At 64.0% G+C, this 20,834-nt stretch carries 20 protein-coding genes and 3 pseudogenes; 10 read left to right on the top strand and 13 right to left on the bottom strand.

All coding sequences use genetic code 11. The features are described from left to right. Positions 1-68 precede the first annotated feature (68 nt). Complete coding sequence (locus H9L14_RS12250) at positions 69-1,166, top strand: hypothetical protein (protein ID WP_187708315.1); 1,098 nt, start codon at positions 69-71, stop codon at positions 1,164-1,166. Here H9L14_RS12250 and H9L14_RS12245 read toward each other — a convergent pair. The 6 genes from H9L14_RS12245 to dinB form a co-directional block, all read right to left on the bottom strand. Continuing rightward, positions 1,100-1,771, bottom strand: a complete 672-nt coding sequence (locus H9L14_RS12245) for a DUF4956 domain-containing protein (RefSeq protein ID WP_187708314.1) — start codon at positions 1,769-1,771, stop codon at positions 1,100-1,102. The genes H9L14_RS12250 and H9L14_RS12245 overlap by 67 nt on opposite strands. Before the next feature lie 221 nt (positions 1,772-1,992). Continuing rightward, positions 1,993-2,403, bottom strand: coding sequence for a GIN domain-containing protein (locus tag H9L14_RS16760; RefSeq protein ID WP_187708313.1), 411 nt, complete (start codon positions 2,401-2,403; stop codon positions 1,993-1,995). Then, positions 2,337-2,690 (bottom strand): head GIN domain-containing protein, encoded by a 354-nt coding sequence (locus H9L14_RS16755; RefSeq protein WP_187708312.1) that lies wholly within the window; start codon positions 2,688-2,690, stop codon positions 2,337-2,339. Before H9L14_RS16755 ends, H9L14_RS16760 begins: the two co-directional genes overlap by 67 nt. A gap of 34 nt (positions 2,691-2,724) precedes the next feature. Continuing rightward, entirely contained in the window at positions 2,725-3,447 is a 723-nt protein-coding gene (locus tag H9L14_RS12230; protein WP_187708311.1) for a head GIN domain-containing protein, read from the bottom strand. A gap of 123 nt (positions 3,448-3,570) precedes the next feature. Then, positions 3,571-4,110, bottom strand: coding sequence for a CarD family transcriptional regulator (locus H9L14_RS12225; RefSeq protein WP_187708310.1), 540 nt, complete (start codon positions 4,108-4,110; stop codon positions 3,571-3,573). A 219-nt stretch (positions 4,111-4,329) separates the two neighbouring features. Beyond that, on the bottom strand, positions 4,330-5,409 hold the full coding sequence (gene dinB, locus H9L14_RS12220) for a DNA polymerase IV (RefSeq protein WP_187708309.1): 1,080 nt from the start codon (positions 5,407-5,409) through the stop codon (positions 4,330-4,332). Between the two features lie 189 nt (positions 5,410-5,598). Here dinB and sucC point away from each other — a divergent pair. From sucC to H9L14_RS12205, 3 genes and pseudogenes are all read left to right on the top strand, one after another. Beyond that, positions 5,599-6,713, top strand: a pseudogene (gene sucC / locus H9L14_RS12215) (ADP-forming succinate--CoA ligase subunit beta); the annotation flags it as partial. Between the two features lie 109 nt (positions 6,714-6,822). Further along, positions 6,823-7,572: an electron transfer flavoprotein subunit beta/FixA family protein gene (locus tag H9L14_RS12210; protein WP_187708308.1), complete on the top strand. Its 750-nt coding sequence runs from the start codon at positions 6,823-6,825 to the stop codon at positions 7,570-7,572. Then, complete coding sequence (locus tag H9L14_RS12205; RefSeq protein ID WP_187708307.1) at positions 7,569-8,498, top strand: electron transfer flavoprotein subunit alpha/FixB family protein; 930 nt, start codon at positions 7,569-7,571, stop codon at positions 8,496-8,498. The genes H9L14_RS12210 and H9L14_RS12205 overlap by 4 nt, the downstream gene beginning before the upstream one ends. Here H9L14_RS12205 and H9L14_RS12200 read toward each other — a convergent pair. From H9L14_RS12200 to H9L14_RS12185, 5 genes are all read right to left on the bottom strand, one after another. Continuing rightward, positions 8,495-9,499, bottom strand: coding sequence for a histone deacetylase family protein (locus tag H9L14_RS12200; protein ID WP_187708306.1), 1,005 nt, complete (start codon positions 9,497-9,499; stop codon positions 8,495-8,497). The genes H9L14_RS12205 and H9L14_RS12200 overlap by 4 nt on opposite strands. After that, positions 9,499-10,161: a Na+/H+ antiporter NhaA gene (locus H9L14_RS17135; protein WP_343070193.1), complete on the bottom strand. Its 663-nt coding sequence runs from the start codon at positions 10,159-10,161 to the stop codon at positions 9,499-9,501. Before H9L14_RS17135 ends, H9L14_RS12200 begins: the two co-directional genes overlap by 1 nt. A gap of 11 nt (positions 10,162-10,172) precedes the next feature. After that, complete coding sequence (locus H9L14_RS17130; RefSeq protein ID WP_343070192.1) at positions 10,173-10,736, bottom strand: Na+/H+ antiporter NhaA; 564 nt, start codon at positions 10,734-10,736, stop codon at positions 10,173-10,175. Between the two features lie 93 nt (positions 10,737-10,829). Continuing rightward, positions 10,830-11,462 carry a hypothetical protein gene (locus H9L14_RS12190; protein WP_187708305.1) on the bottom strand — a complete coding sequence of 211 codons (633 nt, stop codon included), beginning with the start codon at positions 11,460-11,462 and terminating at the stop codon, positions 10,830-10,832. Positions 11,463-11,549: 87 nt separating this feature from the next. After that, positions 11,550-12,887: a S8 family serine peptidase gene (locus H9L14_RS12185; protein WP_187708304.1), complete on the bottom strand. Its 1,338-nt coding sequence runs from the start codon at positions 12,885-12,887 to the stop codon at positions 11,550-11,552. 70 nt (positions 12,888-12,957) lie between these two features. On the opposite strand from H9L14_RS12185, the gene H9L14_RS12180 reads away from it, so the two are divergent. Next, positions 12,958-13,464 carry an RNA polymerase sigma factor gene (locus H9L14_RS12180; protein WP_187708303.1) on the top strand — a complete coding sequence of 169 codons (507 nt, stop codon included), beginning with the start codon at positions 12,958-12,960 and terminating at the stop codon, positions 13,462-13,464. Then, positions 13,445-14,167, top strand: coding sequence for a zf-HC2 domain-containing protein (locus H9L14_RS12175; RefSeq protein WP_187708302.1), 723 nt, complete (start codon positions 13,445-13,447; stop codon positions 14,165-14,167). Before H9L14_RS12180 ends, H9L14_RS12175 begins: the two co-directional genes overlap by 20 nt. Positions 14,168-14,185: 18 nt before the next feature. Here H9L14_RS12175 and H9L14_RS12170 read toward each other — a convergent pair. Further along, positions 14,186-14,733, bottom strand: a pseudogene (locus tag H9L14_RS12170) (J domain-containing protein). 59 nt (positions 14,734-14,792) lie between these two features. On the opposite strand from H9L14_RS12170, the gene H9L14_RS12165 reads away from it, so the two are divergent. Beyond that, positions 14,793-15,080 (top strand): BolA family protein, encoded by a 288-nt coding sequence (locus H9L14_RS12165; protein WP_187708301.1) that lies wholly within the window; start codon positions 14,793-14,795, stop codon positions 15,078-15,080. 6 nt (positions 15,081-15,086) lie between these two features. Here the strand turns inward: H9L14_RS12165 and H9L14_RS12160 are convergent, their stop codons facing one another. Further along, on the bottom strand, positions 15,087-18,299 hold the full coding sequence (locus tag H9L14_RS12160) for an autotransporter outer membrane beta-barrel domain-containing protein (protein ID WP_187708300.1): 3,213 nt from the start codon (positions 18,297-18,299) through the stop codon (positions 15,087-15,089). 267 nt (positions 18,300-18,566) lie between these two features. Here H9L14_RS12160 and H9L14_RS12155 point away from each other — a divergent pair. The 3 genes and pseudogenes from H9L14_RS12155 to nusB all read left to right on the top strand — a co-directional run bounded on the left by H9L14_RS12155 (position 18,567) and on the right by nusB (position 20,832). Then, positions 18,567-19,462, top strand: a pseudogene (locus H9L14_RS12155) (pirin family protein). After that, the gene (locus H9L14_RS12150) at positions 19,459-20,343 is read left to right on the top strand and encodes an alpha/beta fold hydrolase (protein WP_187708299.1); all 885 of its coding nucleotides are present in this window, start codon (positions 19,459-19,461) and stop codon (positions 20,341-20,343) included. Before H9L14_RS12155 ends, H9L14_RS12150 begins: the two are co-directional and overlap by 4 nt. Positions 20,344-20,367: 24 nt before the next feature. Next, positions 20,368-20,832, top strand: coding sequence for a transcription antitermination factor NusB (gene nusB, locus H9L14_RS12145; RefSeq protein WP_187708298.1), 465 nt, complete (start codon positions 20,368-20,370; stop codon positions 20,830-20,832). Positions 20,833-20,834: the final 2 nt, after the last annotated feature.

Raw genomic sequence — 20,834 nt, 5'->3', positions numbered from 1 at the left:
CCTAGCGCCAAGCTTGACAAGCTTCCGCGATTGGAGGCCCTCTAGGTGGGAATTCGCGGGAGTTGCGGATGGCGGCACGGCTCGCACTGGCGGTCTTGCTAGCGGCTGCGGCGCAGCCGGTCGCACCGGCGTCCAAACCGGCCACCCGCCTGTTTTCGGAAGATCAGCCGATCCACGTGACGATCAAGGGGCCGATTTCGGCAGTCGTCTCGACGCCGGCGCCGGCACGGACTGCGAGGCCAGCCGTGCTGCAGGCAGGGGCGGAAACTCTTCCGATCCTGCTCTCGCCGCGCGGAATCCTTCGGCGGACCAAGGTCGCCTGCTCGTTCCCGCCGCTCGGCGTCCAGTTCACCGCCAAGCCTCCCACGCAGTCGCTGTTCGACCGGCAGAAAAGGCTCAAGCTCGTTACGCATTGCCGCAATCCATCCGATCACCAGCAATATGTCCTGTTGGAATATGCGGCTTACCGGATGTTCAATGTGCTCAGTCCGCTTGGCCTCCGGGCGCGCCTCGGCACATTCGACTATGTCGAGCAAAACGGCCGGGCCGTAGCGTCCAAGACCGGATTCTTCATTGAGGATCCCGACGACGCGGCAAAAAGGAATTCGCTGGCGGAGCTGCGCATCGCCGCGCGCATCGCGCCCTCGCAGCTGGACCCGGTGACGTCGGCCCGGGCGGCGATGTTCGAATATATGATCGGCAACACCGACTGGTCGATGCGCGCGGGCCCGGCAGGCGACACCTGCTGCCACAATTTCAAGCTGCTCGGGCGAGCGGCGGGTGCGCAATATGGCATTATCCCCGTGCCCTACGACTTCGACGTCTCGGGACTGGTCAATCCACCCTATGCGTTGCCCCCGACGGTCTGGGGATCGATACCGTCAAACAGCGTCGGTATCGCGGCTACTGCGTCCACAACCGCCAGGCGCTTGATGTCGCGGCTGAGTTTCGAGCGAAGAGGGCAGAGATTGTCGGGGTCCTCGGAACCGTGCCGGGCCTGGAGGGGGTCGGCAGCAGAAGGCAGCGGCCTATCTGGAAGGCTTCTTCCAAGACATTGCTACCGACGAGGATGTCAATCGGCGGTTGCTGAAGACCTGTATCAGGTAAGATCGGCGGGAGGCGCTGCCGCGGCCGGTTTCACGTCCGGATCGCAGTCGGTCATGTAGCGTTTCTTGAGGCCGCGCCGGTCGCCGTAATCGGTCACCCACAGGATCAGGAACGTGTAGTTGAACGCGATCGTCATCACGATCGCCAGCTCCAGCGCGCCGATCCCCGCCGACAGGCCGATGCCGACCGCGAGCAGGATGAACAGGGCATCGCCCGAGCTCTTGAGCGAATTGCGGAAGCGCACGGCTGCCGCGATCCCGGCGATCGAGAAGGCGAGCGCCAGCGAGTTCTGGACGATGATGATGATGCTGGTGACGACGATCGGTAGGATGATGATCGTGTCGACCAGCGACTGGTCGTAATCCTTGGGATTGCGGATCGCGATATAGACCCAACTGCCGGGCAGGGCCGTCAGCAGCGCGCCCAGTATGGTGATCGTCAGCCAGTAGAGGCTCTCGCGGAGATTGCCGATCTCGGCCGCCGCCGGGCTCGGCGCGAGCATTCCATCGAGGCCAGTGGTCCGCGGGCCGGACATCAAGGCCTCGACCCCGCCAAATGGCATATATTCGCGAAGATACGGAAATAGACGCAACGCGATCAGGACGATCGCAGTGACCGCGACATAATATGCGGTCAGCTTCGCGAAGAGACGCAGCGCCAGCATTGCGAGCATCCTGACACAAGCGAAACGAAAGAAGAAGCGCAGCCGCCTCTCGACGGCTGCGCCTTCTATTCTGGTCTAATCTCGAACTGTTCTCAGAACAGGATGATCAAAAGGATGATCAACAAAATGAGACCGCCGATACCGATATACATCGCTTGGCTCCCACTGTTTTGGTGTGGTGAGGTAACGATTCCGGGTCGAGCGAAGTTCCGGTGATTAGGTTAGCGGCAACCGGTGACGACGGCAGAGCCCTGCGCCTTGACCGTGCAGGCCGGACCGCCCGCGATCTCCACGCTCGCCACGCCGCGGGCGTCGACCTTGGCGCTGTTGCTCACGTTGAGCCGCACCTGTGAGGGGCCCTCGGCTCCGACGGTGACGTCCTTTACTGCAAGTGCGGATGCATCGAGCGAAGAGGTGCCGCGAACGATCGCGGTTAGCTTCGGCGCAGCACCGGCTAGAATGACGCTTCCGGCGCCGGCAATGCCGATCTCCATCTGGTCGACGGCGGCGTTGCCGATAGCGGCCGAGCCGGACCCCTGGACGGCGAGGTTGAAGGATAATCCCTTCACACGATCCACGGCCAGCGACCCGGAGCCGTTGACCCAGGCCGCCGACAGATTGAGGGTTCCCACGGAGATTTCGACCGGGCCGCGTCCCTCGCCTGGATACGCTCCGCCCCATGACGAGGGTTTGCCCGGATGATCAGGGTCTGACCCTGCTGGTCGACCGAGACTCCGTCGATGGCGGCGGATGATCCGCTGACCTTCGCGTAAGGCGAGACACCCGTCGTGACCTTCACCTTATAGGGTCCATCGACGCGAACGCGATCGAAGGTCGTCACGCTCAAGGTGCGCTCGGCCGCGATTGCCGGCGAAGCGAGTGAGACGAGGCAGAAAACGAAAATGGCGGTCCTGTTCATGCCGCCACTCTCGCTTGTCATGGTTAAGATGTCACTATGAGCAGCGGGCCGAGCCGGAGCCTGCCTTCGAGACCGTGCACTTGGCGCCGCCGGTCATCTCGACGTTGCCCGATCCCATGATGTCGACCGAGGCGGTCGTGCTTGCCTGACCCGCGACATCTCCCGATCCCGCAATGGAGACCGCCGCGGTTTCGACAGCGACGCCCTTGGCGTCGATCCCGCCCGATCCGGCGATTTCATATTCGGCTGATTTTGCGCGGCCGGAGCCGGCGGAAGCATTGCCCGAACCGGCAATCGACAGCTTGAGCTTGCCGACTTCGACCTTGGCTAGCTTCAGGTTTCCTGACCCCGCAATCGCGCCGTCGAAGCTGTCGCCGGCTACCTTATCAATGTTGATGTCGCCCGACCCGGCGAGCTCCGCGCCGCGCAGGCTCGGGACGGTCACGTCCAACGTTACCTTACCGTGGCCGGAGCCCCAGCTGAAGCCCATGCGCGACTTGTGGCGGATGACGAGGATCCCGTCCTTTACTTCCACTTCGAGATTGTCGATCGCCTTCTGGTTGCCGTGGGCGCGGACGCCTGGAGCCGCGCCGGTGCGAACGGTCGTGTTGTAGGCGCCGGCAAGGGCAATCCGGTCGAACCCGCCGACCTTGTAGGTCCGGTCGACCACCGGCCCGCCATTCTCGCCTCGCGCTTCGCTGCAACCGGCCATAGCCGCCGCTGCCGCTACGATTCCAAACACGATCGCCCTTTTCATCAGTACCTCCTCAAGCGTATTACCGAACTAATACACTAGGGCAGATGCGAAGGGCAAGCGCAAAAAGAAAGGGCGCGCTCCGCTTTGGAGCACGCCCTTGTTCTTTAAGCGGAAGCGAAACGCTTAGGCGTTCGCGACTTCCTTGGCCTTGTTGTGGATCGGCCATGCCTTGTTGAGGATCTCGAGGATCTTCGCCAGCGCGGCCTTCTCGTCGGTCTGCTCCATGGCGCCGAGCTCGCGGGCCAGGCGCGACGAAGCCGCCTCAAAGATCTGACGCTCGGAGTAGCTCTGCTCCGGAGCATCGTCCGGGCGGAACAGGTCGCGGGTCACTTCCGCGATCGAGGTCAAGTCGCCCGAGTTGATCTTCGCCTCATACTCCTGAGCGCGGCGCGACCACATGGTGCGCTTGACCTTGGGCTTGCCCTTCAGGGTCTCGAGAGCGTCCTTCATCGTCTTGTCGGACGAAAGCTTGCGCATGCCGACCGAGTCAGCCTTCAGCACGGGAACGCGAAGAGTCATCTTCTCCTTCTCGAACCTCAGCACGTAGAGATCGAGGCTGGTTCCGGCGATTTCGGTGCTCTGCAGCTCGACCACCCGGCCGACTCCATGCTTGGGGTACACCACATAATCGCCAACGTCGAAGCTAAGCGCCTTCGCAGCCATTGCTATCCTTTCCGTTACGGCAGACTAGAGCCGACACGTTGCTCGCATCGTCCCCCAAAACGACCCGTTCGGTCGCGGCTCCTTGCCTGTTTCCGGTTCCTGCAAAAATGGCCTTCGCTGATTGCGAGGGCCTCTATTACAATTTTATATCACAACTGATCTCGAAAAACCACCCTGAGTCGAATCTATCCACAGCGCCATCCCCATCTAATTGCTCAATTAGATCGCTAATCCCAACTGACGCGACTGTGCGGCATTAACTTCGATTAAATTGTGCAATCCCAGTCCGAGCAATCGTATGCCTTTCGGTAGTGGGTGCAGTGCCGCAAGGAGGGCTTGGCCCGCCGATTCAAACTCGCAACGCCCCAGCGTGGTTCCGAAACTCTTAGATCGGGTGATGATCTCGAAGTCCGCGAATTTCACTTTGAGCGTGACGGTCCGCCCCGAAACCGCAGCTCGCTCGATGCGGTCCCAGGCATAGCCGGCGATGCGCGTCAGCTCCGCGGCGAGGCGTTCGGGATCGCGCAAATCGTCGTCGAAAGTGCGCTCGGCGCTGACCGACTTGTACGGCCGGTCCGGCTTCACCTCCCGCTCGTCGATCCCCCGGCAGATGCGCCAGTACCAGCGGCCGGAACTGCCGAACCGCGTCTCCAGTTCTGCTAGGCTCCGCTCCTGCAAGTCCGCCCCAGTTTGAATACCGAGCGCTTCAAGCTTGCAGGCCGTAACCGGGCCAATCCCGTGGAAGCGCGAGACGGGCAAAGCGGCGATATAGGCCTGCGCCCGCTCGGGGGTGATGACGCAAAGGCCGTCGGGCTTGTTCTGGTCGGAAGCGAGCTTAGCGACGAACTTGCAATAGGAAACGCCGGCCGAGGCGGTGAGGCCGGTTTCCTCGCGGATGCGGCGACGGATTTCCTCGGCGGTTGCGCGCGCCGTGCCGAGGCCTCGCTGGTCCGCAGTCACGTCGAGATAGGCCTCGTCGAGGCTGAGCGGCTCGATCAGGTCGGTATAGTCGGCGAAGATCGCCCGGATTTGCCGCGATACCTCACGGTACACGTCAAACCGCGGCTTCACGAAGATCAGCTCAGGGCATTTCCTTTTGGCCGTGACTGACGGCATCGCCGACCGCACGCCGAACGGCCGGGCCTCATAGCTCGCGGCCGTGACCACACCGCGGTGCCCGCCGCCGACGGCAACCGGCTTACCCCTCAGTTCAGGATCGTCGCGTTGTTCGACCGACGCGTAGAAAGCATCCATGTCGACATGGATGATCTTGCGGACGGGCTTGTCGGAGTCGGCCACGCGATTTCACTGTCCTACAGCGACCCAGGAAGTCTAGGCATTACGACCGCAACTTTGACGGGGTTCGCAAGGTGACGAAGTGGAAGAAGTGGAAGACCCCCGGTTTCAATCAGTCGACTGACATGATCGTCACCCTGACCGAGCGGTCGAGCTTTGCATCGCGCTCTCCAATCTGTTTAAGGGCGCCCGATGAATATCCACGAATATCAAGCCAAAGAGCTGCTCGCGAAGTTCGGAGTGCCGGTTCCCGCCGGTTACGCCGCCATGTCCGTCGACGAAGCGGTCGAAGCCGCGAAGAAGCTGCCGGGACCGCTGTGGGTGGTTAAGGCGCAGATCCACGCCGGTGGCCGCGGCAAGGGCAAGTTCACCGAGCTCGGACCCGACGCCAAGGGCGGCGTCCGCCTCGCCAGGTCGGTCGAGGAAGTCCGCGCCAACGCCGAGGAAATGCTCGGCAAGACGCTCGTCACGATTCAGACGGGTCCGCAGGGCAAGCAGGTTCAGCGCCTCTACATCACCGATGGCGTAGACATCGCGAAGGAATTCTACCTCGCGCTGCTTGTCGATCGCGAGACGGGCCGCATCGCCATCGTCGCGTCCACCGAGGGCGGTATGGACATCGAGAAGGTCGCTCACGACACGCCTGAGAAGATTCAGACGCTGACCGTCGATCCGGCGACCGGACTGATGCCGCATCACGGGCGGGCCGTGGCGGCGGCGCTCGGCCTCACTGGCGATCTCGCCAAGCAGGCGGGCAAGCTTCTGCCGCAGCTCTACAATGCGTTCGTCGGCACCGACGCTTCCCAGATCGAAATCAATCCGCTCGCCGTCACCGACGACGGCAAGCTGCTGGTGCTCGATGCCAAGGTCGGCTTCGACAACAATGCCGAGTTCCGCCATCCGGAATTGGAGCAGATGCGGGACCTCACCGAAGAGGATCCGATGGAGATCGAGGCTTCGAAGTACGACCTCGCCTACATCAAGCTCGACGGCAACATCGGCTGCATGGTCAACGGCGCCGGCCTTGCCATGGCGACGATGGACATCATCAAACTGAACGGCGCCTTCCCGGCCAACTTCCTCGACGTCGGCGGCGGCGCCTCGAAGGAAAAGGTCACCGCGGCCTTCAAGATCATCCTCAGCGATCCCGCGGTGAAGGGCATCCTCGTCAACATCTTCGGGGGATCATGCGCTGCGACATCATCGCTGAAGGCATTGTCGAAGCGGCGCGCGAAGTCGATTTACGGGTGCCGCTGGTGGTTCGCCTGGAAGGCACGAACGTCCAGCAGGGCAAGGACATCTTGGCGATGAGCGGGCTTCCGATCATCGCTGCCAACGACCTCGGAGATGCGGCGAAGAAGATCGTCGCCGAGGTCAACCAGGCGGTTCCCGCCTGAGCATTCTGGGAGCTACGCGATGAAGGTGCTGGTCGCCGTAAAACGGGTGATCGACTATAACGTGAAACCGCGCGTCAAGATGGACGGCACGGGCGTCGATCTCACCAATGTGAAGATGAGCATGAACCCCTTCGACGAGATTGCCGTCGAAGAGGCGATCCGTCTGAAGGAAAAGGGCGTTGCGACGGAGATCGTCGTCGTCTCCATCGGCCCGGCCAAGGCACAGGAAACGCTCCGAACCGCTCTCGCCATGGGCGCTGATCGCGCGGTCCACGTGACGACCGACGAGGAGGTCGAGCCGCTAGGCGTCGCCAAGCTTCTCGCCAAGATTGCCGATGAAGAACAGCCGCAGCTGATCATCCTCGGCAAGCAGGCGATCGACGACGACAATAACGCCACGGGCCAGATGCTCGCGGCGCTTCTCGGCTGGCCGCAGGGCACGTTCGCGTCGAAGCTGGATCCGTCGGACGGCGAGGTCAGCGTCACCCGCGAGGTCGACGGCGGTCTCGAAACCGACAAGCTGAAGCTTCCGGCCGTGATCACCACCGACCTTCGCCTGAACGAGCCGCGTTACGCCTCGCTCCCGAACATCATGAAGGCCAAGTCGAAGCCGCTCGCGACGAAGACCCCGGACGAGCTTGGCGTCGACATCTCGCGCCGCCTCGAAACGCTGAAGGTCACCGAACCGCCGAAGCGCCAGGCCGGCGACAAGGTCGGATCGGTCGACGAGCTGGTTGGCAAACTCAAGGCATTGGGAGTGGTGGCATGAAGACGCTCGTCTACGTCGAGCACGAGGGCGGCCAGATCAAGGACGCCACGCTCGCGGCCGTCACCGCCGCCTCGAAGCTGGGCGAAGTTCATGCGCTCGTCGCCGGCAGCAATGTCGGCGCCATCGCGGACGCCGCGACCAAGATCGCGGGTATCGGCAAGGTCCACGTCGCCGATGGCGCGCATCTCGATCACGGCCTTGCGGAGAATGTCGCCCCGGTCGCCGCCAAGCTGATGGAGAGCCACGACGCGTTCGTCGCTCCGGCAACGACCACCGGCAAGAACATCGCTCCGCGCGTCGCCGCCTTGCTCGACGTGATGCAGATTTCCGAGATCCTGTCGGTCGAGGACGAGAACACGTTCACCCGCCCGATCTACGCCGGCAACGCGATTGCGACCGTCCGCACTGGCGATGCGAAGAAGGTGCTCACCGTTCGCGGCACTGCGTTTGAAAAGGCTGCACGCGAAGGCGGCAGCGGCTCGGTCGAGAATGTCGACGTGGGCGGCGATTCCGGGAGCAGCAGCTTCGTCGGCCTCGAAGCCTCGAAGAGCGACCGTCCTGAACTTACCAGCGCCAAGGTCATCGTCTCCGGCGGCCGCGCGTTCGGTTCGTCGGAGCAGTTCCATTCATTGCTCGACCCGCTCGCCGACAAGCTCGGCGCAGCCGTCGGCGCCAGCCGCGCCGCGGTCGATGCGGGCTACGCGCCGAACGACTATCAGGTCGGCCAGACCGGCAAGATCGTCGCTCCCGAGGTCTATATCGCGATCGGCATCTCCGGCGCGATCCAGCACCTCGCCGGGATGAAGGATTCGAAGGTCATCGTCGCCATCAACAAGGACGAAGAAGCCCCGATCTTCCAGGTCGCGGACATCGGCCTCGTCGGCGATCTCTTCAAGATCGTCCCGGAACTGACCGAGAAGCTCTAAAATCCGCTGAGAAAGGTGACGACGTTCGCGCCCAGCGCGTCGATGGCGTACCCGCCTTCCATGACGACGACGGTCGGAAGTCCGAGCGCCGCGATGCGCTTTGCCATCGTCGCGTAATCGCTGGTCCTGAGCCCGAAGTGGCTGATTGGGTCGCCTTCGTACGTGTCCGCTCCATACGAGACGATCAGCAGTTCGGGTTCATGGCTATCAATCCAATCGAGCGCCTTGAACAACGCGGGCTCGTAACCGTTCCAGTCAGTGCCGCGCGGTAGAGGCAGGTTGAGCGTTGCGCCTTCGCCCTTGCCCGACCCGGTTTCATCGGCATGTCCCCAGAAGAAGGGATAATCGGTGCCAGGCTCCGCGTGGATCGACGCGTAGGCCACGTCCGCTCGAGCATAGAAGATGTCTTGGGTCCCGTTGCCGTGGTGGTAGTCGACATCGAGGATTGCGACGCGCTTCTTGCCGGCTGCAATCGCATGTTCCGCCGCGATCGCTGCGTTGCTGAGGTAGGAGTAGCCGCCGAGATAGTCGCGGCCGCAATGATGTCCGGGCGGCCGGCAAACCGCGAACGCCGATCGCTCACCACCAAGTACAAATTCAGTCGCGGCGAGCGCCGTCTGCGCGGCCCAATAGGCAGCCGTCCAAGTACCTTCCGCAATCGGCGTGGACGTGTCGAAACCATATTGGCCGAGCAGCGCGTCGATGCGACTTAGGTTTAGCGGACGCCTACCGATGACCGGGAACGTGTAGGGAAAGGCATCGCCTTCGCGTCCCGCTTCGCGCCATCGATCGTACGCCGTCCGAAGGAACTCGATGTAGTCGTGTGAGTGGACGCGAAGGATTGGGTCCAAGCCAAGGTCAGGAGGCGCGACGGTCGTCCCGATCGCTTCCAGGATTGCATCGACCCTCCCCGGATGCTCGGCCGCGGGATGCACCCCGCCGTTGAAGAACTCCCCCGCCGGCGAGTGGGCCCGCTGCTGCTCGCCCCAAAAGCAGCGCATCAGCGTTCCGCTTTCGGCCGGGGCGCATCCGCCGGCTCGGTGAAGTCTCCAGCGAAAATTTCGAGCGCCTCGTCGCGATCATCTTCGACGACGAACGGCCGGGAGAAATAGAGCAACGCCCAGCCGCTCACGCCCGCCATGATGGATCCCGCAATCGTTCCAAGCCGGGCCGCATCGACCAGCTCCGGATCGTTCGGAAAAGCGAGCGCCCCGATGAAAAGGCTCATCGTAAAACCGATACCCGTTAGCAGCGCAGCCCCATAAAGCTGGATCCACGGCGTGCTCGGCTCCCGCTCCACGACGCCGAACCGGACCATCAGCCAGATCGATCCGAACACGCCGACCTGCTTTCCGACGAATAGCCCGGCCATGATAGCCAACGGCAACGGCTGCAGGACCTCGCCCAGTCCGTCGATGTGCACGCCTGCGCTTGCCAGTCCGAACAAGGGCACGATCGCAAGCATCACCCATGGATGGATGCGATGCTCAAGCCGTTTAAGCGGCGAATGGGCTTCGCCTCGGGCAAGCGGGATGGTCAGGGCTGCGAGCACTCCCGATATGGTGGCGTGAATTCCGCTCGCCAGCATCGCGTACCAGAGCAGGGCGAAGCCGATCATGTAAGGCCAGAGGCGGCGAACCCCGAACAGGTTCAACAGGGCCATTGCCCCAAATACTACCGCAGCGCCCCGATCGCCATGGCATCTAGACCAGCCGTGTAGACGAGTGCGATGATGATCACGGCGCCGATGTCGTCGATGATCGCAATGGCTACTAGGATAAGCTTGAGCGAGGGGTTGGCGCTCGATCCGAGCAGCGCAAGCATACCTACGGCGAAGGCGATATCGGTAGCCGACGGAATCGCCCAGCCGCGGACCAAGGTTGGATCGAACCCGGTCACCGCGAGGTAGATCAACGCGGGAATGGCCATTCCCGCAACCGCTGCGACGATCGGCAGACGACGCGCGGCCGGAGTGGAGAGACGCCCCTGGTACCATTCACGCTTCACTTCGAGCCCGACAAGGAGGAAGAAGATTGCCATCAGGCCATCGGCAATCCATTCGTGAAGCGACAGGATCCCGAAGCGCGGCATGGGCGGGCCGAATGTCGTTTCGAGCGCTGCGTGATAGCCCTCGGCAAAGCCGCTGTTGGCGAGAATCAATGCTACGGCAGCAGCCGCCATCAGCAGGAGGCCGCCAATCTTTTCCTGTTGCTGGAGTTCGCGAGCGCCGCCGGCCATCAAGGTGTCTTAGCGTTACAGCCCGACAAGAAAAGGCCCGCCGCCCTGGGGAAGGCGACGGGCCGGGGACCCCTGAAGGAGGCGTCAGGGCGACTAGTTGCCGTAGGAAATTGCGACATTGCCGTTGCCGTTGGCATTGCCGCTTCCGCTCGCACCGACTGAAAGCGAGCCGTTGTTGTGACCGGCGTTGGCATTCGCATTGCCGCTCGCCGAACCGGAGCCGCTGGCCGAGCCGCCGAGAGCGCCCGTGCCCGCACCTGTGATCGAACCGGCAGCGTTGCCGGCGCCATTCAGTGCGCCATTGAGCGAGCCGGCAGCGTTGCCTGCTCCGTTCGCCATGCCGGTGACGGACCCTGCGAGGTTGCCAGCACCGTTTGCAGCGCCGGTCACCGAGCCGGCCGCGTTGCCCGCGCCCGTTACGACTCCTGCTAGTCCGACATTGCCCGAGCCGCTTCCGCTGCCATGACCGCTGACGTTGCCCGCTGCCGACACGCTGTTCGTGATCGTGCTCGTCACGCTGTTTGCGATCGAACCGGATCCGCCGAGGGCTCCGCCGGCATTACCTGTGGAGTTCACGATTCCGCCCAGCGTCCCGTTGACCGTTCCGCCGAGCGTTCCGCCCACCGCGCCGTTGACGGCTCCGGTGACACCGCCCAGCAGCTGGGCCTGCGCGGGAGTGCCCGCAAATGCGACCGCAGCACCGGCGATCAGGATGACCTTCAACATGAGATTCTCCTTCCAATTCTGGAGGGCATTTTGCTGCCCTCAGACAAGAGAACGACGCGGACTCGCCGCTTCATCCCGGAGTTGGAATTATTTTGCGCCGACCGCTCGCGGATCGATTCGGCACGTGCCGCAGACGATACCTCGCCCGACGCGGCCTCTGCCCGGGCGCGCTTCCGAAGCGAGCCGCTGAAAGGAGCCGCTGAGAGCGAGGCGCGCAGTCGCGAGCGGAGCGGCAAAGCTCGTCCCACGAACTTTCGCATAACCCTGGCCTGGAAGCGCGGCGGCCATGTCCGCGCCCGGCGCTGCGAAATCGAGATGCGCGGCCTTTCCGGCCTCCGGAAGAGCTCGACCGCGCGCATCAACGCCGGTCACTGCAACCACGCCCGGATAGGATGCAGGGTATTGAGGCGGAGCGGCGGGGCCGTCGTTGCCGACTGCAGCCACGATCCCGATTCCGCGCGCGCGGAGGGCCTGCACCGCTCGCTGGACCAGCCGGTTCTGTGGACCGACGAGGCTGATGTTGATCACTTGCGGCCGCTTGGATGCGAGCCAGCTCAGGGCACGGACGATCGAGCTTGCCGACCCGGCAGCGCGCGAGCCGCCGTAGACGTCTGCAACGAACAGCGAGGCGCCGCGGGCGGCGCCCTGGAACGGACCCTGGTTGCCGACGATCAGCGAGGCGACCGCGGTACCGTGTCCCGTCGGCTGCGGGCGTCCAGCAAAGCCGTTCTGCTCGATCGACGCGCCCGCCATGGAGGGGTGCGATGCGACTCCGCCATCGACGATTCCGATGCGCGGGCCGCCTCCAGCTCCTGCGCTAGCGGCGAGGGCTCCTGCGAAAGGGAGCAAAGCGCCTCCCGCCGGCTCGTACAGATGGTCGAAGTCGGCCTGCAGGCCCGGGGCGACTGAGCGGAGGCGCTTCAATGCCTGCCGGGTCGAGAGGTTACGAGGGACCGATAGGGTAACGTTGCGAATTCCAAGCTCTGCATCGCGATCATCCGAAACGACGCCGAACCCTGCTTGGGACACTCTCTGGAGCGACGCTGGATCGGGATCGACGACGACCAGGACGCCGCGCCTTACCGGCTGACCGTTCCCGTCATTCTCGAGCTCGCGCGGATATTGCCGGATGAGTTCGCGCAGGCGGAGCTGGCGCAACTCGAGCAGCGTGGCGGGCGGCGCTTCGGCGAGGCGTTCGGGCAGGCCGGAGACCGAATTGAGGGTCGGAGCCACCGCCTCGCTGGCGCCAGGCTGCGCGAGAATGGTTTGGAGCACTGGTCCGGCAACCGGAAGGTCGCGTGTAGGGAGGCCTACCGGAGGCAGCGCGGGCAGGCCCACGCCCGGCAGCAATTGCGCGCCCGCGCTGCCCGCAAGGACGGCGGCGGCAGTGGCGGCAATCAGCGCTCGGTGAACAAAACTGGACATCGCGTGACCTCTTTTTATGCGTTTGGGGATGAAACGATGATGAAGCGTCGTTTCATCCGCATGAGGGCGAATGGGATCATCCGAAACGTTCGAGAACGAGCTGACGCAGCTGCTCCCGCGGCTGCGAAGGTTCGCCTTCTCCTTGAGCCGAAACGGGGCCGATGCAGACGATCTGGCTCAGGCGACGATCGAGCGTGCCTTGCGTTCCCGCGGGCAATGGGAGCCGGGGTCCAGGCTCGACTCATGGCTCTACCGGATCATGCGCAATCTCTGGATCGACACCGCCCGTGCGCGCGGGCGGAAAGAGAAGCACGAGGCGCCGGAGGAAGAAGCGCAATTCGTCGGCGAGGATCCGCGCGAAAGCATGGACGCGTCGCTCGAATTAAAGCGCGCCATGGCGGCGATGAATCGCCTGCCGGACGAGCAGCGCGAAATCGTCGCGCTGATCCTCGTCGAGGGCTTCGGCTATCGCGAGGTTTCGGAAATGCTCGACCTGCCGATCGGAACCGTGTCGAGCCGGCTGGTGCGCGGGCGCACGGCGCTGCTGGAAATGTTGGGTGGGTCTGCTGATGGTTGAGGAAGAGAAGTTCTTCGCATGGCTCGACGGAGAGCTTTCACCCGATGAGGCCGCGCGGGTCGAAGCGGCAGTCGCGGCCGATCCGGAATTGTCGAAAATGGCGGCCGAACATCGGTCGATGGCCGCCGGCCTGCGCGGCGCGTTCGGCGCCGTGGAGGCGCAGCCGGTCCCAGAGCGGCTGCAGGCGATGCTCAAAGGCGACGGCAAGGTCGCGAGTCTCACCGATGCCCGGTCCAGGCGGCAAGCGCGGCTTGCCCAGCCGTTTTGGGTCCAGGCCGCCGCTCTTGCGGCAACTCTCGCGATCGGCGTCTTTGCGGGTAGCCAGCTCGGCGGTGGGCAAGGCAGCCCGATCCACCCGCGGGACGGAAAGCTTGTCGCCGCTGCGGGCCTCGAACAGGCGCTTTCGACTCAGCTTGCCAGCGCTCCCGCGAATACTGGTCCGCGCATCGGGCTCACATACCGCGACACGTCCGGCGCAATCTGCCGAACGTTCGAAGATCGGGCGGCCAGCGGGCTCGCTTGCCGCGAGGGTGGTGATTGGCGAATCCGCAGCCTCTTCCAGGGGGCCGAGGGGCAAGCTGCTGACTATCGCATGGCTAGTGGCGGTGACCCACAGCTGATGGAGGCCGTCGATGCGTCGATCGATGGTGAGCCGTTTGATGCGGCTCAGGAGAAAGCGGCGATGGAGCGCGGCTGGCGCTAGGTGAAAGCTAGGTGAAAGTTAGGTGAAAGCTGCCGACTTCCGCAGCGTCTGATACGCCTCGATCACTTCTCCGAGACGCCCCTCGTGGCTTCGGTCGCCGCCGTTTCGATCAGGATGGAAGCGCCGTACCAATTTCGAGTAGCTGCTGCGGACCGCCTTGAGATCGGCATCTTCACCGAGTCCGAGGATGCTCAGTGCACGCTGCTCGTGGCGCGAGAAGCGCGTCGTGTCCTCGTTGTGCTTCCGTCGAAACCGGCCCGAGATCGCTTCCAGCGGATCGGCAAAGTCGCTCCAAGATGGCGCGGGTCGCTACCGGCATGCGCAAAGGCGCGCGTCGCCCGATCCCATCCCGCGATCGGCGACTGGGCTTCGGTGATCTCGTCGGGGCTCATGCCTTCGAAGAAATTGTATTTCGAATTGTGCTCGCGGACGTGCTCCAGGCACAGGAATCGCCATGAGCCCGGGCCGTCGAAATTGGCAGGCTGCAGCGGCGCCTTGAACTCGCCGGGAGCACGGCACCCGGGGACTGCGCAGCGATCCCGCGCTCCCTCGACCCGTCCATGCATTTTGGGATGACTCGATGCCACTCACTTCCTCGTTCGATCAGCCGGCATATATAGGAACCATGGACACGACCGCCACCGGACCCGTCGCGACTGAAATGCTGAAGCGCCTCGACTCGGCGCTTTCGCCGAGCAGGATCGCGCTGACCGACGATAGCGAGAAGCATCGCGGGCATGGCGGCTACAACCCGGCCGGCGAGAGCCATTTCTCTCTCGAGATTGAAAGCGAGCTATTCACCGGCAAGTCGCGCGTGGAACGCCAGCGTCTCGTCTATCGGGCGCTTGGAGAACTGATGCACGAGCGGGTGCACGCGCTCCAGATCAGAGCGCGCGCACCCGGTGAGGAATGAGGTCGCCTAGAAGGTGAACTGGAGGCCTAGGCGGCCGCCGAGCGACATCTTGCTCTGAAGCTCCTCGGCATTGACTTCGCCGGTGACCGCGATGCCCGATCCGCCGCCCATCAGGCGGAGGCCGCCGACCCAGCCGCTCGTCCGCTTTTCGGGAGTCAGCGTGAACGGATCGCCGTCGCCGAACCGCGCGGTAGTCGCTCCCAGCTTGCCGCTGAGGATCTCGCGCCGGCCGCCCTCGAGCTCGACTCGGAACCAGCCCTCGTCCGGACCGCGGCCCTGGATGATCTCGTAGCCAAGAGCGACCGTCCCAGAGGCCGAGGTCTCCGTGCTCTTGCGGCTGTCGACGGTCAGGTCGAACGCGTCGCCGCCGCCGGTCTCCGTATAGCCCTTCTCCTTGAGCGAATAATATTCGATCGCGGCGGTCGGACGGAGCGAGAAGCGGCCGAACTGCGCATCGTATGACACGCCAGCGGCGCCCGACCACATCGTGCCCTTCCACTTGCCCTTGGCTTCGCGGCTGACTGCCGTTCCGCCGACGGTGCCGTTGAAAAAGCGGCTGCCGTCGAAGTTGAGCGTGCTGGCCATCGCGCGTGCGAATGCCCGCACCGGCCCGAGCGCCCCGCGCCAGTAGGCGCCGCCCTCGTACTGGCTGCTGACCAGTTCGTTGTCGTTGATGTTGCGACTGTCCTTGCCGGAGAGATAAGCCAGGGAGAGGCCGACACTTCCGAGCGGACCGACTGCGGTTTCGACGCCGCCCGACGCGCCCCATCCGCTGATATCGTAGGACGACGACGCGCCGATCGACTTGCTGCCGCCCCAGGCAACCTGCTGCATCCAGAAGCCAAGCGATCCGCGCTTCGCGAGGGGCGCTTTCGGGTCGGTGAAGACGCGGTTGATCAGGCGCGAACCCTTGGTCGCGGTTTCGAACGCACCGCCCGCATGGTCCGGCAGCATCTGCTGCAGAGTGTTGCGCAGCGTCGCGCTGTCTTCGACGCCGAGGAACACGCCCGCGACTGCCGCATCGGAATCGGCGGCGTTGAGGACCGCGCTCAGGATCGCGCCCTCAGACCCGTTGAGACCGAGCTCGGTGGCCGTCTTCTGCCGGATCGTGACCGAAATCTCGTTGGGCGTCGACGTGACCAGGCTGCTGTCGAAGATGAACGGAAGCGATTCGACCGAGCTGGAAAGCCCGCCTGCGCCGGTCAGAGTGCCGGCCTGGAGAACTTTGTATGTTCCCGCGACCCCGCCAAGCGAGAGCAGGTGGATATCGATCGTCGATCCCGCGCCCAAGTTCGCCGCACCGGCGACGTTGTACAGGGTCTCTTCGCCGGTCGAAGAGTCGATGGTCACGCCGAGCGTCGAGCCTGCGCCGGTCGTCAGCGATGCCAGGTTCACGGTCCCGAGATTGGTCGCGTTAAGTGTCGAGCCCGTTCCGACGTTTACGGCCAGACCTGCGCTTCCACTCAGCTTGCCGTTGAAGGCCGAGGTTCCGGCGAGGGTCAGAACGTCCGTGCCGCCGCCGAAGTCGATGTCCGCCTTAAGAACGGACGTGCCGGCGAGCTGAAGCGTATCGCTGCCCGATCCGAACTGGACCGCGCCGTTGAAGACCGCGTCGCCCGACAGCGACAGGCTGTTGTTGCCGGCGCCGAACTTGGCGGTGCCGAACACCGTGCCGTCGGCAACATCGAACACGTCATTGCCCGCACCGAACAGCATCTGGCCGCTGATCGCCGGAGCCGCCGCACCAGTCGCTGCGACGAGCTGGCGGACGGTAACGCCGCCGCCGTTCGCGCTGAGATCGAAGGCAATGCCTTTGTCGCCCAGCGACAAAGAATTGGCGACGCCCAGCGACCCGCTATTCTCGAGCAGGGTGACCGTGCCGGCCTTGTCGACGATCGCTGCTGCCGTGCCGTCAGCGCCCGAGCGCGACGCGATGATCGAACCGCTGTTCTTGATCGTCGTGACGCTTGCACCGGCATCGATGAGAATGGCAGTCGAGCCGGTCGTCGTGGTCCCGCCGCCGGTCGCGGTGATCTGGCCGCTGTTTTCGATGATCGGGACGTTTCCGCCGGATCCGATACGGAGCGCCGTCGCATTCGCTTCAGAACCGGTTGCCGCAATCGTGCCGGCGACCGTGATCCCGCCGGCGACGTTTACGGCGTTTCCGAGCCCGCCGATCACCAGGCCGTTCCCGGCGACGCCCTTGTAGAGGCCGTTGCCGACGATCGAGCCCTTCATCACGATTCCGCGACCGCCGGAGTTGGCGACCGCACCAATGTTCGTCGCTTCCGTCGCCGACCCGATCTGGACCGCCGGAGCCGAGCCCAAAGTGATGATCGTCGCCTTGGTTTCCGACGCGTCTGGGATCCCGTCGTCGTCTTCGTCGGTGTCGGTGGTGCTGAGATCCTTCGGCGGAGCGTCGAACAGGATGCCTCCGGCGACATCCCCGGCGACGATCAGCGCCGATCCACCCTGCAGGAGATCGTCCGCATCGAGCTTGGACGTATCGGCCGGAACCGAGGTGTAGCGATAGCCGGTCGACTGGACCGTGCCCTGGATGGTCAGCGAACCGCCAATGTCTCCGTTTAGGGCAACGCCAACGGCATTGGCGCCCTGCACCGTGATCGTCCCCTTGGGCAACGAGACGTTGCCGCTGATGTTGCCGGCCTTGATCCCGAAGCTGTCGTTGCCGAGCACGGTGATGCTGCCGCTGCTGACGAGATTGCCTGTCAGCGGGCCATCGAGGAGGATACCCCCGGACTGATTGCCCTTGACCGAGATCGAGCCGCTATTCGTGATATTGCCGGTGAATCCGCCCAGCGTATGGATGCCCCACCGGCCCGAACCTTGCGCGAAGGCGCCGTCGAGATCGCCGTCGTTGTCGGTGTCGGTCGGCGTATAGGTCTCGTCGATCGTGATCGTGCCGCTGTTGGTGATCTCGCCCGTCACTCCGGCGTTGGCGACAACACCCGCGCTGTTGTTGGCGCCGGTGATCTGGATCGTGCCTTCATTGCGGACGTAATTGTTGGTGTTTAGCGTGACGCCGATGCCGCTCGTGGGCTTCACCGAGCCCGTCGAAGAGATTTTGATATCGCCCGATGCGCTGGTCGTTTGCGGAGTAGTGACCGCCGTCGAGATAACCGTTTCGGCATGTGCTGGAACCGCCGCGGTCGCCGCCGCAATTGCACCAAGACCCGTCGTAGCAAGCAGAAAACGCATGCGAGAAATGCCCTTTTCTTCTGCGGCGGCGAGTGCCGCTGCGTTTCGATGATGTGAGTCAGCATTCCGGGAAACGGCGTCTCCCGACACAGGCTGGTTCCAACTGATGAGGCCGACGCGGCGACTGCCACTTCGTTACGCCCCGGATGAGCGCGCCTAAGCGTCCCGACCCTGAAGCCCAGATGAACAATCGTTAAGCATGTGAAATGACAAGGAAACTTCGGCGGGTCTTTTTCGCGGCCTCATGACGGCGTAGGGCAACGCGCCATGGATTCCGTGATCTCCATGACGATCGCCCCGGTCACGCACGACCTCGGCGGATTCAAGGTCCATCGGACGCTTCCGAGCAAGCAGCGCACGATGGTCGGCCCCTTCATCTTCTTCGATCAGATGGGGCCCGCGCGCCTCCGTCCGGGCGACGGAATCGATGTGCGACCGCATCCGCACATAAACCTTGCGACGGTGACTTATCTGTTCGCAGGCGCGATCGATCACCGCGACAGCCTCGGCACGTTCCAGCGGATCGAGCCGGGTGCCGTAAACCTGATGACCGCCGGCCGGGGAATCGCTCATTCCGAAAGGTCTCCAGCCGAGGAGCGCGCGGCCGGGCCGGAGCTGGACGGCATCCAGACCTGGCTCGCCTTGCCCCAGGCAAAGGAGGAGCTCGAGCCTGGGTTCGAACACACGCCTGCCGCCGCCTTGCCGCTGGTCGAGGGCGATGGAGTGCGGCTGCAGCTGATCATGGGAGAGGGGTTCGGCATCCAGTCGCCGGTCACGCAGCACTCCCCGACGATCTATGCCGCGATCACGCTCTCGCCCGGGCGGCATTGATGATCGACCATCCAGCCGACGAGCGGGCGCTCTATCTGATCGAGGGCGATGCGACGGTCGACGGCAACCAATTGCTCCCCATGCATCTCACCTTGTTGGCACCGGGTCATCTGCCGCTGCTGACTTCGCACGCCGGCGCGCGGCTGATGCTGTGCGGCGGCGCGCCGATGGAGGGAGAGCGGCATGTCTGGTGGAACTTCGTGTCGTCGCGCCGCGACCGGATCAACGAAGCCAAGCGCGCGTGGAGGGCTGGCGAATTCATTCTCCCGCCGGATGATCATGACGAATTCATCCCGCTACCCGAGGTGCCGCTGACGGTAAGCTATCCGTGACGGAGTTCCGGCGGGTCGGGCTTTCTACAGGGGTAACCCTGAACGTTGCTGTTGCGGGTCCGGAGGACGCACCGCCGGTCATCCTTCTTCATGGCTTCCCGGAATCGCACCGGACATGGCGCGGCGTGGCGCCGCTGCTCGAGGACAGCTTCCGGCTGATCATGCCGGACCAGCGCGGCTTCGCTGGCTCGGACCGTCCGCTCGATGTCGATGAGTACGAGAGCGATAAATTGATCGGCGACATCTTCGCGCTTGCCGAGGCGTTCGGTGTCGAACGCTTTGCGCTCGTCGGGCACGACTGGGGCGGCGCGATCGCCTGGCCCGCAGCGATGCGCAACGACCCGCGGCTGACCAAGCTTGCGATCATCAACGCACCGCACCCGCTCATCTTCCAGAAGAGTCTGATCGAGGACGCGGACCAGCGCGCGGCGTCGCAGTACATCAACTGGTTCAGGGTCCCTGGGGCCGAGAAGGCGATCGAGGCGATGGGCTTCGAAGCCTTCTTCCAGAAGACCTTCATGAGCCATGTCGAACTCGCAAGCGTCTCCGAAGCGGAGAAGCAGCAGTACATCGCGGAATGGTCGCAGCCGGGCGGAATGCTTCCGATGTTGAACTGGTACCGGGCCACCAAACTTATCGTACCCCCGCCCGGCGCAACGGTTGCGGTGCCCGATTTCCTGCTTCGATCCTTTCCCATGATCCACGTCCCAACGCTCGTTGTGTGGGGAATGAAGGACCCGGCGCTTTTGCCGCTCCAGCTCGAAGGGCTTGAAGCGTTGGTGGACGATTTGACGGTCGTGAAACTCCCGGATGCGGGTCACTTCGCGCCGTGGGAAGCGCCGGATCAGGTCGCATCGGCGCTTCGGGACTTTCTCGGCTGAGCCTGCGGGGCTAAGGCCCGCGCGATGAATACCGCTGCTCGCTCCCGTTCGCGCTCCGCCGCCCGCCTTGCCGCGGTGCAGGCGCTTTACCAACAGGAGATGGAGGGCATCCCAATTACCCGGCTACTCCGGGAGTTCCACGAGCATCGCCTCGGCGCGACGATCGAGGAAGCACAGTATGTTGAAGCCGAGCAGAGCTTTTTCGACGACGTAGTCACCGGCGTCGACGCACGCCGCATCGAGATCGACGACGCCATTGCCGACAAGCTCGCCGAAGGATGGAGCCTCGATCGGCTGGACCGTCCGATGCGCGCAATCCTTCGCGCTGGCACCTACGAGCTCCTCGCGCGCAAGGACGTGCCAGTGGGATCGGTAATCTCGGAATATGTCGATGTTGCGCATGCGTTCTATGACAAGCGCGAGAGCGGTTTCGTGAACGGGCTTCTCGACGCAGTTGCCAAAGAGGCGCGGCCGGCCCGCGCGGAGTAGTT

The sequence above is a fragment of the Sphingomonas sediminicola genome (assembly GCF_014489515.1).
GTDB classification, from domain to species: Bacteria; Pseudomonadota; Alphaproteobacteria; order Sphingomonadales; family Sphingomonadaceae; genus Sphingomicrobium; species Sphingomicrobium sediminicola.
This window is presented reverse-complemented; position numbering and strand designations above follow the sequence as displayed.